This window comes from Arthrobacter sp. Soc17.1.1.1 (genome assembly GCF_036867195.1).
In the GTDB taxonomy this organism is placed as follows: domain Bacteria; phylum Actinomycetota; class Actinomycetes; order Actinomycetales; family Micrococcaceae; genus Arthrobacter_D.
The window spans coordinates 2,934,163-2,947,817 of the sequence record NZ_JBAJII010000001.1 but is presented as its reverse complement, the minus strand read 5'-3'; the positions used below and the strand labels follow the sequence as shown (position 1 = coordinate 2,947,817).

General features: G+C 72.2%; 10 protein-coding genes. 4 read left to right on the top strand and 6 right to left on the bottom strand.

Annotated elements, in window-relative coordinates:
- Positions 1–123 precede the first annotated feature (123 nt).
- Positions 124–4,041: a Pls/PosA family non-ribosomal peptide synthetase gene (locus V6S67_RS13610; RefSeq protein WP_334210734.1), complete on the top strand. Its 3,918-nt coding sequence runs from the start codon at positions 124–126 to the stop codon at positions 4,039–4,041.
- The gene (locus V6S67_RS13605) at positions 4,038–5,453 is read left to right on the top strand and encodes a M1 family metallopeptidase (RefSeq protein ID WP_334210733.1); all 1,416 of its coding nucleotides are present in this window, start codon (positions 4,038–4,040) and stop codon (positions 5,451–5,453) included. The genes V6S67_RS13610 and V6S67_RS13605 overlap by 4 nt, the downstream gene beginning before the upstream one ends.
- Before the next feature lie 100 nt (positions 5,454–5,553).
- On the opposite strand, the gene V6S67_RS13600 is transcribed toward V6S67_RS13605, so the two are convergent.
- The 6 genes from V6S67_RS13600 to V6S67_RS13575 all read right to left on the bottom strand — a co-directional run bounded on the left by V6S67_RS13600 (position 5,554) and on the right by V6S67_RS13575 (position 11,887).
- Complete coding sequence (locus tag V6S67_RS13600) at positions 5,554–6,318, bottom strand: 4'-phosphopantetheinyl transferase family protein (protein ID WP_334210732.1); 765 nt, start codon at positions 6,316–6,318, stop codon at positions 5,554–5,556.
- 54 nt (positions 6,319–6,372) lie between these two features.
- Positions 6,373–6,609 carry a hypothetical protein gene (locus tag V6S67_RS13595; protein WP_334210731.1) on the bottom strand — a complete coding sequence of 79 codons (237 nt, stop codon included), beginning with the start codon at positions 6,607–6,609 and terminating at the stop codon, positions 6,373–6,375.
- A gap of 134 nt (positions 6,610–6,743) precedes the next feature.
- The gene (locus tag V6S67_RS13590; RefSeq protein WP_334210730.1) at positions 6,744–7,709 is read right to left on the bottom strand and encodes an NUDIX hydrolase; all 966 of its coding nucleotides are present in this window, start codon (positions 7,707–7,709) and stop codon (positions 6,744–6,746) included.
- On the bottom strand, positions 7,709–9,928 hold the full coding sequence (locus V6S67_RS13585) for an RNA degradosome polyphosphate kinase (protein ID WP_334210729.1): 2,220 nt from the start codon (positions 9,926–9,928) through the stop codon (positions 7,709–7,711). The genes V6S67_RS13590 and V6S67_RS13585 overlap by 1 nt, the downstream gene beginning before the upstream one ends.
- 75 nt (positions 9,929–10,003) lie before the next feature.
- Positions 10,004–10,972 carry a mycothiol synthase gene (gene mshD, locus V6S67_RS13580; protein ID WP_334210728.1) on the bottom strand — a complete coding sequence of 323 codons (969 nt, stop codon included), beginning with the start codon at positions 10,970–10,972 and terminating at the stop codon, positions 10,004–10,006.
- Positions 10,973–11,179: 207 nt separating this feature from the next.
- Entirely contained in the window at positions 11,180–11,887 is a 708-nt protein-coding gene (locus tag V6S67_RS13575; RefSeq protein WP_334210727.1) for a winged helix-turn-helix transcriptional regulator, read from the bottom strand.
- Between the two features lie 183 nt (positions 11,888–12,070).
- Between V6S67_RS13575 and V6S67_RS13570 the strand changes: the two genes are divergently transcribed.
- Together V6S67_RS13570 and V6S67_RS13565 are read left to right on the top strand one after the other, a co-directional pair.
- On the top strand, positions 12,071–12,823 hold the full coding sequence (locus V6S67_RS13570) for a hypothetical protein (RefSeq protein ID WP_334210726.1): 753 nt from the start codon (positions 12,071–12,073) through the stop codon (positions 12,821–12,823).
- A gap of 197 nt (positions 12,824–13,020) precedes the next feature.
- On the top strand, positions 13,021–13,620 hold the full coding sequence (locus V6S67_RS13565) for an FABP family protein (protein ID WP_334210725.1): 600 nt from the start codon (positions 13,021–13,023) through the stop codon (positions 13,618–13,620).
- Positions 13,621–13,655: the final 35 nt, after the last annotated feature.

The following is a 13,655-nucleotide window of genomic DNA, read 5'->3' as shown; positions in this document are numbered from 1 at the left end:
CCAGCCAGTCTAGGACGTGCCGGGCTGCCCGAAGCGGGGGCCCGTGCCCCGGTAGACTGCCCCGGAGCCCGCGGCCGCCGCGCACGTCACCTGCCGTTCATATTCCACCGGGAGAATCCCAGCGTGACCACACCCCCGACCGAGACCGAGGCCGCCCCGGCCGCCCGGTTCGCCGCCTCCGGACTCGCTCCGACGCCTCGCACCCTCCTCGACATCCTGTCCGCCACCGCGAGCGCCCACCCGAGCGCCTCCGCGCTCGATGACGGGACCACCGCGCTCAGCTACGCGGAGCTGGTGACGGCCGCCGGGCAGTTCGCCGCCGTCCTGCGCGACGCCGGGGTGGGGCGCGGCGACACCGTGGGTGTGCGCCTCCCCTCCGGCACCAACGAGCTCTACATCGCGATCCTCGGCGTGCTCACGGCAGGGGCGGCGTACGTGCCGGTCGACGCCGACGACCCCGACGAGCGCGCCCGCGTGGTGTTCGCGGAGTCGCAGGCCGCCGTCATCGTGGGGCAGGGGCTGTCGCTGGGTCCCGGGACGGGCGGACGGCGGGGCGGCACCGGGGAGCCGACGCCCGACGACGACGCCTGGGTCATCTTCACGTCGGGCTCGACGGGGACGCCGAAGGGGGTCGCGGTCAGCCACCGATCCGCTGCCGCCTTCGTCGACGCCGAGGCGCGCCTGTTCCTGCAGGACGATCCCATCGGGCCCACCGACCGCGTGCTCGCCGGACTGTCCGTAGCGTTCGACGCGTCCTGCGAGGAGATGTGGCTGGCCTGGCGGCACGGCGCCTGCCTCGTCCCGGCCCCGCGCGCGCTCGTCCGCACCGGCGTCGACCTCGGGCCCTGGCTCATCGCCCGCGGGATCACGGTGGTCTCCACCGTCCCCACCCTCGCGGCACTCTGGCCCGCCGACGCCCTCGAGAACGTCCGCCTCCTCATCTTCGGCGGGGAAGCGTGCCCGCCGGAGCTCGCACAGCGCCTCACCGTCCACGACCGCGAGGTCTGGAACACCTACGGTCCCACCGAGGCGACCGTCGTCGCCTGCGCCGCCCGCCTCGGCGGCGAGGGACCCGTCCGCATCGGCCTGCCGCTGGACGGCTGGGACCTCGCCGTGGTCGACGAGTCCGGCCTGCCCGTGCAGGAGGGCGGCATCGGCGAGCTGATCATCGGGGGCGTGGGCCTGGCCCGCTACCTGGACGCGGCCAAGGACGCCGAGAAGTACGCGCCGTTGCCCACCCTCGGGTGGGAGCGGGCCTACCGATCGGGCGACCTCGTGCAGCTCGACGCCGCCGGCCTCGTGTTCATCGGCCGGGCCGACGACCAGGTGAAGCTCGGGGGCCGCCGCATCGAGCTGGGCGAGGTGGACGCCGCCCTGCAGGCCCTGCCCGGCATCGCCGGCGCGGCCGCTGCCGTGCAGACGACGCGGTCGGGTAACCAGCTCCTGGTCGGCTACCTCGTCCCGGCCGGGCCCGGGCCCGACCTGCCGGCCCTCCGTGCCCTGCTGGCCGAGCAACTCCCCGCAGCGCTCGTCCCCCTCCTGGCCGTCACCGACGCGCTGCCCACCAAGACGAGCGGCAAGGTGGACCGGAACGCCCTGCCCTGGCCCCTGGTCGGCATGGGCGAGGCCGGGGACGCGACGGCGCTCGAGGACCTCGATCCGCGCGTGCAGTGGATCGCCGACCAGTGGGCCGCCGTCCTCGGCACGGTACCAGCCGACGAGGACGCCGACTTCTTCCTCCACGGCGGCGGGTCGCTCGCCGCCGCCCGGCTCGTGTCGCTGATCCGGGCACGCTACCCGGTCATCACCGTCGCCGACGTCTACGCGCACCCGCGGCTCGGCGCCCTGGCGGCCTTCGCCGCCGGGACCGGCGACGGCGACGAACAGGTCGCGGCCCCCGAACGGACCGTCCGTCACACCGCCCGCCGATCGCAGGTGTTCCAGACCCTCATGGGCATCCCGCTCCAGTTCCTCGCGGGCATGCGCTGGCTGACCTACGCCATGATCGCGAACAACGTGCTCGCCGCACTGGGGATCCTCACGGCCGCACCGACCCTGTCCTGGTGGTGGGTGGCGGCGTCGTGGCTCGTCTTCGTCAGCCCGGTCGGCCGCATGGGACTGTCCGTCGTGGCGGCCCGCCTCCTGCTCGGCGGCGTGCAGCCCGGTGTGTACCCGCGGTCGGGCCGGGTGCACCTGAGGCTCTGGCTCGCCGAGCAGATCTCCGACAGCGTGGGCGCGGTCGGCCTCGCGAGCGCCCCCTGGGTGCCGGTCTACGCGCGGGCGCTCGGCGCGAGGATCGGGCCGGACGTCGACCTCCACTCGGTCCCTCCCGTCACCGGCCTGCTGACCCTGGGCGCCGGGGCGTCCGTGGAACCGGAGGTCGATCTCTCGGGCTGGTGGATCGACGGCGACCGCGTCCACATCGGGGCCATCACCATCGGGGCCGGAGCCGTCATCGGTGCGCGCAGCACGCTCATGCCGGGCGCGAGCGTCGGGTCCGGCGCGGAGGTCGCCCCCGGATCGGCCGTGCAGGGCACGGTGAAGGCGGGCCAGCTGTTCTCGGGCTCACCCGCCACGCGGGCGGGGAAGGCCAAGCAGGACTGGCCCGCCGCGCCGGCCACCGGCTCCGCGGGGCGGTCCCGCCTGACGTTCCTGGCCTTCGCCGCGGCATCGGGTGCGCTCGCGCTCATTCCGTACCTGGCCGCCGTCGTCGCCGCGCTGCCCGTCGTGGCGGCACTGCGCGGGGCGCCGTCGCTCTCGGCGGCCTGGCCGTCGCTCGCGGGGCCCGTGGTCCTCGCCGCGGTCCTCTGGCTCGTCGTCAACGCCGTCCTCGTCCTCGGGACGGTCAGGCTCCTCGGGATCGGCCTGAAGGAGGGCTACTACCCGGCCCGCAGCCGCATCGGCTGGCAGATCTGGGCCACGGAGCGGACCCTCGACATGGCACGGGACCTCCTGTTCCCCCTCTACGCCAGCCTGTTCACCCCGGTCTGGCTCCGGCTCCTCGGAGCCCGCGTGGGCCGCAACGTCGAGGCCTCCACCGTGCTGCTCATCCCGAAGATGACCACCATCGGCGAGGGTGCCTTCCTCGCGGACGACACCATGGTGGCCTCCTACGAACTGGGCGGCGGCTACGTGCGGATCGCCCCGGCGAAGATCGGGCGCCGGGCGTTCCTCGGCAACTCGGGCATGACCTCCGCAGGGCGGCGCGTACCGAAGAACTCGCTCGTCGCCGTCCTGTCGGCCACGCCCGCGAAGGCCAAGGCCGGCAGCTCCTGGCTGGGCAGTCCGCCGTCGCGGCTGCGGCGGCTCGCCGTCACCGGGGACCAGAGCCGCACCTTCCAGCCGCCCCGCCGCCTCAAGATCGCCCGCGCCTTCTGGGAACTGTGCCGGGGTGTGCCGGTCGTCCTCACCGTGGTCATCGCCGCGGCAGCCCTCGTGATCTTCGACGCGCTCGCCCGGCAGGGCGGTCACCTCCTGGCGGCACTGCTGAGCGGCGTCGTCTTCATGGTGCTCGGCGCGGTCGCGGCCGGCAGCGCCGTCATCGCGAAATGGCTGCTCGTCGGCCGGATCACGGCGGGGGAGCACCCGCTGTGGAGCTCGTTCATCTGGCGCAACGAGGTGGTGGACACCTTCATCGAGAGTGTGAGCGCGCCCTGGTTCGCCCGTGCGGCCAGCGGCACGCCGGCCCTCGTGTGGTGGCTCCGTGCCCTCGGGTCGACGATCGGCTCCGGCGTGTGGTGCGAGAGCTACTGGCTGCCCGAGGCGGACCTCGTCACGCTCGGTCCCGGATCCACCGTCAACCGTGGCTGCGTCGTGCAGACCCATCTCTTCCATGACAGGATCATGAGCATGGACACCGTGGAACTCGCCGCAGGCGCGACCCTGGGCCCCCACAGCGTGATCCTCCCCGCAGCGGACATCGCTGCCGGTGCCACCGTGGGCCCGGCGTCGCTCGTGATGCGCGGCGAGACGGTCCCGGCAGGGACCTACTGGATGGGGAACCCGGTCAGCTCCTGGTCCGGTCCCGGAGATCCTGCGTGAGCAGTGGTCCCGAAGGCCCGGCGCCGGATCCGTACACACCGGCCAGCGGCAGCACCTCCTATCGCGTGCGCCACTACGACCTGGGCCTGGACTACCGGCTCGCCAGCAACCGTCTGGCGGGCCGCGCCGTCCTCACGCTGACCGCGCACCGCGAGCTGCGGCAGCTCGAACTCGACCTCAGCGGGCTCCGGACCACCAAGGTGACCTCGGACACCGTCCGCATCCGCTCCTTCAAGGACCGCGCCGGGAAGCTCTTGGTAGCGTTCCGCGATCCGGTACCGGACGACGCCGAGTTCCGCCTCGACATCCGCTACGAGGGCAACCCCGCGCCCCTCTCCGGGATCTGGGGCGAGGTCGGCTGGGAGGAACTGACCGACGGCGTCCTCGTGGCGGGCCAGCCCACCGGAGCACCGTCCTGGTTCCCCTGCAACGACCACCCCTCGCAGAAGGCCGCCTACCGGTTCACAGTCACCACCGACTCCGGCTACCGGGCCATCTGCAACGGCGTGCTCGTCTCGCGCATCGACAGGTCCAGCCGGACCACCTGGGTGTACGAGCAGGCGGAGCCCATGGCCACGTACCTCGCGACGGTCCAGATCGGCCGCTACGACCTCGTGGCACTGAACGATCCGGCACGGCCGGCCGTCGCCCTCCCCGCCCACGCGGCGCCCCGCGGGCAGGGGAGCCCCGTGCCCCAGTACGCCGCCGTGCCGGCCTCGCTCGCGCCCGCCGCCCGGGCGGCGCTGGCCCGGCACCACGAGATGATGACCGCGTTCGAGGAGCGGTTCGGGCCCTACCCCTACCCCCAGTACCTCGTGGTGGTCGCCGACGACGAGCTCGAGATCCCCCTCGAGGCGCAGACACTCTCGATCATCGGCCGCAACCACCTCCACCAGGGCTGGGACGCCCAGCGGCTGATCGCCCACGAACTCGCACACCAGTGGTTCGGCAACTCGGTGACGGCGGCGCGCTGGCAGGACATCTGGCTGCACGAGGGCTTCGCCTGCTACGCCGAGTGGCTCTGGTCGGAGGCCGGCGGATCGACGACGGCGGATGCCCATGCACGGTCCACCCACCAGCGTCTCGCCCGGGAACCCCAGGACCTCCTGGTCGGTGACCCCGGTGCCCGCGACATGTTCGACGACCGCGTGTACAAGCGGGGCGCCCTCGCACTGCATGCGCTCCGCACCGCCGCCGGGGACGACGCCTTCTTCGGGCTGCTGCGTACCTGGTCGGCGGAGTACCGCTTCGCGACGGTCACCACGCCCGACTTCATCGCGCTCGCGGCACACGAGCTCCCGGGCGTGGCCGTGGAGGACCTGCTGGAGCCGTGGCTGTTCGCGGAGGCACTGCCTGCACTGCCCGCCCTGTGGACCGGCGGGACGGCCCATCACCTCTTCGGGCACCGGTAGCCCCACGCGCCCCGGGCGGTAGCGTTCGGGCCACGCCAATGGCTTTCGAGACTCGTGCGCCGCTGGTCCTCGGGTCCCGGGGAACGATGCTCCCTCGGCCTCACGGGACGACGGCGACCGCCGCCACCAGGCCCAGCGGCTCCAGCACGGCACCGTCGACGGCGTGGAGATCGGTGATCCTGCCGTCCTCCAGCACACCGACCGTGTCCGGGTCGCACTCTGCGAAGCCGGTGCCCAGTGCCTTGAGCAGAGCCTCCTTGCGCGTCCACAGGCGTGCCCGGGCCCGATCCCGGTGGGCGGGGGCAAGCCGCCGGACGGCGCGCCGCTCGCCGGGAGTCAGGGCGACGTCGTCGAAGCCGTCGAACGCGACGGTGGACACCGCGGCGAGATCGACGCCGAGGGACGGCGGGGGAGCCCCGGCGGCGCCGGACGACGTGTGGCCTGCACGAACGACGCCCCGCAGGTCGAGCGCTCCCAGGAGGGCGAACCCCCCGGCCCGCGAGAGGCTGAGCGCCAGGGGCACCGGTCCGCCGTCGAGGAGGTACGCAGGGCGCCCGTGATCGGTTCCGGGGACAGGTCCGCAGCGCGGACACGAGAAGCACGTCACGAGGTCCGCCGCGGGCACACCGAGGAGTTCGGCGGCGAGCAGGCGCAGGAGGTACCGGCCGGCGACGAAGGACCCGGCCGCCGCGGGGTCATCGGCGCGCCCCGCCCGCGCGTGTTCGCCGTCGTCGAGGAGTGCGAGCATCGCACCGACCTCCGGCAGCACCGCAGCGGACCCGATGTCCCGCAGGCGGAGCGACACACGCGGCGGCGGATCCGCCGGAGCGGCGAGGGCGGCGGACGTCCCGGGGGAGGGCCTCATCCCGTCACCGCCACCGAGCGGACTGCGGGGGACGGGGGCCGGTCGGCACCGACCCTAGTGGCGGCCGAACAGCTCGGCGCACACATCGTCGCGCAGGACGAACGGCCGAGGCCGGTCGCTGTCGGACGGACGGCCATAGACGTAGTAGCCTCGGCCCTCGCCGGGACCGCCGGCAGCACGATCGATGGCGTGGAGGAGTCTCGGCGTCAACGGCCCCGAGGGCCCGATCCGGTGGATCTGCTCGATCTCGTGCGGTGCGAGTGCCCGCACGAGGCCCTTCACATCGGCCATGGGTGCCGTCCTGTCGTCGCTGCCGCTCCGTGGGTGAAGGTCCGACACTAGGCACGCGGGATGAACACGGCGTGAACGGAGGCCGTATCGGCGCTGACTCCACGTGAACTGCTCCTCCCCGTCGAGCCGGCAGGTCAGTCGTCGTACGCGCGGAACTGCTCCACCGAGACGATGCGGCCCTGGTTCGAACTGCTCACCTGGCAGATGACAGCCTCCCCGGGGGCGAGATAGGGATCGTCGACCGGCAGGAGCTCCCGCAGCGCGGCCGGCATGTGACCGGCCAGCACCGAGAACACGAGCGGCAGCACCGGCCGGTGCGTGCACAGGGCCACGGACCGGCGCTTGTCCAGGACCCGCTCCACCGAGGCCCTGGTGCGACCGGGCCTGCGGGCGGCATCGCGTTCCGTGAGGGCGTCGACGAGCTTCAACTTCGCGCTGCGCTGGTTCACGTAGGGGGAGATGGTCTGCACGCAGCGCTCCCACGGGCTGCTCACCACGCGCTCCGGGTTCCACGCCTGCAGCAGGCGGCTCACCGCGATCGCCTGCCGTCGACCCGTGGCGGCGAGGGGCCGGTCGCCCTCCGCCCGGCTCCAGGAGGAGCGCGGCTTCGCCTTCGCGTGGCGCACCACGATCAGGGGCCAGGTGTGCAGGTCCTTCGCGTCGTGCGCCGCGACGAGGGCGTCGAGGGGCTCGACGTCGGACGGATTGCTCAGCAGGTCGCGCGCCTTCTCCGGCGACACCCACTGCACCCGGTCCACCTCCTTGCCGTCCGGCACGGGACGCAGACGGTCGGTCCGCGCGGCCCAGTACAGGACGACCTTCTCGCCCGAGGACACCGGGTAGCTGATGGTGGCGAGGGGGATGCCGAGCTTGACGCTCAGGCCCACCTCCTCGAAGGTCTCGCGGATGGCGCACTCCGGCGTCGTCTCGCCCGGATCCAGCTTGCCCTTCGGCCACGACCAGTCCCGGTAGCGCGGCCGGTGGATGATCAGGACCTGGAGGCGGCCCTTCTCCAGCCGCCAGCAGAGCGTCCCGGCGGCGATGACCCGGCCCGCGCCCTGGGGCGGAGCGGCGGTGGTGTCGTCGATCGGTGCGGCCATCAGCGGCGTGACACCGCTCGCTGCCGGGCCCTCGATGCGAGCAGCCAGGACTGGATGTCCTCGAGGGGCGCGCCGTCGTCGTCCTTGTGGTGGCGCGTCCAGCAGCCCGTCTCGTCGAGGTGCCAGCTGGAGACCCCGGGGTTCATGTAGCGGTCCATGAGGCTCATCAGGTAGGAGATGTCCTCCGGCGCACTGAGCTGCACGAGGGCCTCCACGCGGCGGTCCAGGTTGCGGTGCATCATGTCCGCGGAGCCGATGAACACGGCAGGCTCGCCGCCGTTCGCGAAGGCGAAGACGCGCGAGTGCTCCAGGAACCGGCCCAGGACGGAGCGGACGGTCACGTTCTCGCTGAGCCCCGGGACCCCGGGCCGGACCGAGCAGATGCCGCGGACGATCACGTCCACCGTCACGCCGGCCTGCGAGGCGCGGTAGAGCGAGTCGATGATCGCCTCGTCCACCATCGAGTTGACCTTGATGACCACACGGGCGGCGCGGCCCGCCTGCTTGTTCGCGATCTCCCGTTCGATCCGGTCGATCAGGCCCGAGCGGACCGAGCGCGGAGCGACGAGCAGGCGCTTGAACGTGGACTTCGGGGCGTAGCCCGAGAGCTGGTTGAACAGGCGCGAGAGGTCCTGGCCCACCTGCTCGTTGGCGGTGAGCAGACCGAGGTCCTCGTAGTAGCGGGCCGTCCGGGGGTGGTAGTTGCCCGTGCCGATGTGGCAGTAGCGGCGCAGGCCGTCGATCTCCTGCCGCACCACGAGCGAGAGCTTGCAGTGCGTCTTGAGGCCCACGATGCCGTAGACCACGTGCACACCGGCCTGCTCGAGCTTCCGGGCCCAGGAGATGTTCGCCTGCTCGTCGAAGCGGGCCTTGATCTCCACGAGGGCCAGCACCTGCTTGCCCGCCTCGGCGGCGTCGATCAGGGCGTCGACGATGGGCGAGTCGCCCGAGGTCCGGTAGAGCGTCTGCTTGATGGCCTGGACCTTGGGATCCGCGGCGGCCTGCTCCAGGAACGCCTGCACGGACGTCGAGAACGAGTCGTACGGGTGGTGCAGCAGGATGTCGCGGCGCCGCATGGCGGCGAACACGTTCGCGGCCTTCGAGGTCTCGCTCTCGTTGAGGTGGCGGCTCGTGTGCGGGACGTGCTTCGGGTAGTGCAGGTCGCCGCGGTCGATCCCGGCGATCACGCTGAGGCCCCGCAGGTCCAGGGGGGCGGGGAGCGTGTAGACCTCGTCCTCCTCCACGCCGAGCTCGCGCGACAGGAGCGCCCGGATGCTCGGGTTGATGTCCGTGGTGACCTCCAGGCGCACGGGCGGGCCGAACCGGCGGCGCAGGAGCTCCTTCTCGAGGGCCTGCAGGAGGTTCTCGGCGTCGTCCTCCTCGACCTCGAGGTCCTCGTTGCGCGTGACCCGGAACAGGTGGTGCTCCAGGACCTCCATGCCGGGGAAGAGCTGGTCGAGGTGGACGGCGATGACCTCCTCGAGCGGGATGAAGCGCGCGATGCGCCCGGCGACGTTCCCGGCACGCGGTCCGTCGACGGACATCAGGCGCGGCAGCTGGTCGGGCACCTTGACGCGCGCGAAGAGCTCCTTGTCGCTGACCGGGTTGCGGACCACGACGGCGAGGTTCAGGGACAGCCCCGAGATGTACGGGAAGGGATGGGCGGGGTCGACGGCGAGCGGCGTGAGGATCGGGAAGACCTTCTCGGCGAACATCTTGTGCAGCTCGGCGCGAGCGGTCTCGTCCAGCTCATCCCAGGTGGTGAGGTGGATCTGCTCCTCGGCGAGCGCCGGCCGGATGTGCTCGGCGAACACGGCGGCATGGCGCTGCTGCAGCTGGTAGCCGTCACTCATGATCTTCTCGAGCTGCTCGATGGGGCTGAGCCCCGCCGCGGAGGGTACGGCCAGGCCGGTGGCGATGCGCCGCTTCAGGCCGGCGACGCGCACCATGAAGAACTCGTCGAGGTTCGACGCGAAGATGGAGAGGAAGTTGACGCGCTCGAGCAGGAACAGGTCGGGGTCCTCGGCCAGTTCGAGGACGCGGGCGTTGAAGTCGAGCCAGCTGATCTCGCGGTCCAGGAAGCGGTCGGGGCGGATGTCGCCGGTGGGCAGGAGGCTCGGGGCGAAGTCGGGGATGTCGATGCGGTCCTGGGTCGCCCGGGCCGGAGCCGTCTCCGACGATCCGTACAGGGACGCGCTCCGGCGTCGTGTCTCATCCATTGCGTCTCCTGCAGCGTGGGCGGGCATGGGCGCGTGTCCACGCCCGCCGGGCCTGGACACGCCTCGGAAACAACCTTACAAGGTGGGTTCGGCCCGTTTGCCCGCGTACATGACGTCGACGTCCCAGCGGGTGAAACCGAGCTTCCGGTACAGGGCGACGGCGGCGGTGTTGTCCGCGTCGACGTACAGCATGATGGCCTGCAGGCCCCTGCCGTGGAGGTGCTCGATGCCCGCGATCGTCAGCGCCTTGCCGAGGCCCAGCCCCTGCGCCCCGGGCGTCACGCCCACCACGTAGACCTCGCCCATGGGTGGGTGCGCACCGATGCCGGGGTGCACCTTGGTCCAGTGGAAGCCGAGCAGTGCGCCGTCCTCCTCGCGCACGGCGAGCAGGAAGCCGTCGGCGTCGAACCAGTCCTCGTCCATGCGTGCCTCGAGGTCCGCACGCGTGGTGGCGCCCTGCTCGGGATGGTGGGCGAACGCCGCCGCGTTGGCGGCGAGCCACGCCTCCTCGTCCTGGCCGCGGACGAACGCCCGCAGCGCCACGCCGTCGGGCAGGCGCACCTCCGGGACGGACTGCTCGGCGGCCGCCCGCGTCAGGCGCATGCGCCACAGTTCGCGCACGGGGACGAAACCGAAGCGTGCGGCGAGGTCCGCGGCGGCGGAGTGGTTGCCGTGCGACCAGCCCTGCAGATCGTCGATCCCCTCGGCCAGGACCGCCTCGATGAGAGCGGTGCCGGCTCCCTCCCCGCGGCAGTCGGGGCCGACGACGAGCTCGAGGACCGCGCCGTCCGTGCCGCGGGTGATGACGGCGACACCGGCGAGCTCGGCGTCCTGCTGCCCGGCGGTGCGTGCCGTGAGGACGAGCAGGCGGTCGCCGGCGTCCTGTGCGCGGAGGGTCAGGAGCGTCTGCTCCGACAGGGGCGGGTTGCCGTCCGCCTCCACCGCTGCGGCGGCGAGCCGACGGATGTCGTCGAGGACGGCGGCCCCGGGGGCGCCCTCGGTCCTCTCGACGGACCAGGTGGGAAGAGGCTGCGCGGCGGTCATGCGCCCAGCCTAGCCCCGCCCGCCACGGGGTTTGGCGCCCTGCGGGCCGTACGCTATTCTGGAACACGCTCGAGGGGGATGCGCCAGTGGGGCGCCCGCGATACGTTCGACCCGTATGTCCTCCACCACTGTCCCGCGAGGGACGACGCAGAAGCCCCCTCCACCCGCGGGTGGAGGGGGCTTCTGCGTGCCGGGGCCGTCCCGGACTCAGACGTTCTGGTCGACCGAGCTGCGGTCCTCGGGCAGGCGCGTCAGCGTGAACCGGTAGCCCACGTTCCGCACCGTCCCGATCAGCTGCTCGTGGTCGGACCCCAGCTTCGCGCGCAGGCGCCGCACGTGCACGTCCACGGTGCGCGTACCCCCGTAGTAGTCGTAGCCCCACACCTCGTGCAGGAGCTGGTCGCGGGTGAAGACACGGCCGGGGTGCTGCGCCAGGTACTTCAGCAGCTCGAACTCCTTGTAGGTGAGGTTCAGCGGCTCACCGCCCACCCGCGCGGTGTAGCTGGCCTCGTCGATCACCACACCCGACGCGTGGATCTCCGTACTCGTCTCCTGGCCGGCCGCCGTGGACCGGGCGATGACCAGGCGCAGTCGCGCCTCCACCTCCGCGGGACCGGCCGAGTCGAGGACGACGTCGTCCGCCAGCCAGTTGGCGGCGACCGCCGCCATGCCGCCCTCGGTGAGCACGAGGACGAGGGGGGCGCTCAGGCCCGTGGCCTTGAGGAGCTGGGTGAGGGAGCGGGCGCCGACCAGGTCCTTCCGTGCGTCCACCAGCACGACGTCGCACGGATCGGTGTCCAGCAGGGCTGTGGGCTCGGCCGCCAGGGTGTGCACCTTGTGATTGAGCAGTTCGAGCGCCGGCAGGATCTCGACGGACGAGCCGGTGGTGTTGGTCAGCATCAGGATGTGCGGCATGAGTCCTCCACGGGTCGGGGATGCGCATCATCGGGCAGGGCTGCCCTCGGATCCGGCCGGGATCCGACGGCGGTAGAGATTTGGACAAGTATAGCCGCCGCCCTGTGAGAGGGCTCACCCACCCCTACTCCCTCCGTACGCGGGTTTTCGCAGCCCCTGTGCGGGTAGGGCAGTATTGCTCGGGTGAAGAGGACGAGCGTGGCCGCAGCGGCCGGGGCCGCGGCGCTGGCGACCGGGGCGATCGTCGCGTCCTCCTACATCTCCCCGACGGCCGTCATGATCGTCACGGCCGTCGCCTGCCTCCTGACCGCCGTCGGCTGGCCCTACGTCCTGCGCGTCCCCGCCCGGAAGAGCCTGTCGACGGCCATCGGGCTGAGCGCCCTGCTCGCCGTCGTCCTCACGGGCACCACCCCCGGTCCGTCCTTCCTCACCTGGTTCCCCGCCTCCGTGGCCCTCGGGGTGGGGGCGGTCTTCATGATCCAGCTCCTCCGCGGCACCGGGCAGAGCCTCCGGCTCGAGTCGACGCTCGGCGCGAGCGCGGGAGCGGTCATCGTTGGTATGGGGTCGGGCTGGGTCGCCGCCGACCGCCTCTTCGCGAACGCCGCCGACTCCGGCATGACGCTCGTCACCGGGGTCAGCGTCCTCGTCGCGATCGCCGTCAGCCTCCTGCCCTTCCCCGACCGCATCGTCGCGCCCGTCGCCGTCGCCCTCGCCGCACTGGCCGGCCCCCTCGGGGCGCTCCTGTTCACGGACGTGCCGGCGCTCGCCGCCGCGGTGGTCGGGCTCGCCTGCGGCGTGGTCATCGCGGGGACCCGCCGCCTGCTCGTCGGCCGGGAGGCACCGCTCGCGGTCATCGCGGCCGTCGCCGCCGGGATCGCGCCCGTGCTCGCCATCGGCGCCGTCGTGTACCTCCTCGACAAGCTGTTCCTCACCTGAGCGCACCTCGCGGGCGGGCAGATCCTGTCGGGGACCGTCCGGACCGGGCGTTAGGATGGAAGCATGTCCATCCTTGCCCTTGAAATCTTCTTCATCTCGCTGCTGGTCGTCGCCGGTCTCGGCATGGCAGGTTTCGCAGCCCTTGTCATCACGCGCCTGTACAAGGGCCAGAAGTAGCCGACCGACCGGGAGACCCCATGTCGATTGACCTGCCCACCGACCTCACGCCCGAGCTCGTCCCGCTGTCGTGGCTCCTCGGAACCTGGGAGGGGACGGGGATGCTCGGTGAGGGTACCGCCGAGTCGGAGCGTTTCTCCCAGCGGGTCACGTTCTCGCAGAACGGCCTGCCCTACCTGCAGTACAGCGCCGAGTCCTGGCTCATCGACGAGCAGGGATCGCAGCTGCGGCCGCTCTCCGTCGAGACGGGCTTCTGGGCCCTCGACCGCAAGCTCAACGACGCCGATGTCGGTCCGGGGCTGAGCCCCGCGGACATCGTGCCGGCGCTCAAGACGGCCGACGAGGTGGAGCAGTTCCGCAACGATGCCGGTGGCTTCGACATCACCGCGACGATCGTGCACCCCGGAGGCATCGCGGAGCTGTACTACGGCAGCATCAAGGGCCCGCAGATCCAGCTCAGCACGGACCTCGTGATGCGCGGCCAGCACTCCAAGGAGTACACCGCGGCCACGCGCCTGTTCGGCCTGGTGGAGGGCAACCTCTACTGGCGCTGGGACGTCGCGGCCGATGGCAACTCCCTCGAGGCCCATGCCTCCGCCATCCTGAAGAAGGCGTCCTGAGCGCCCCGCACGGGCGCCCGACCTCCAGTACGAAC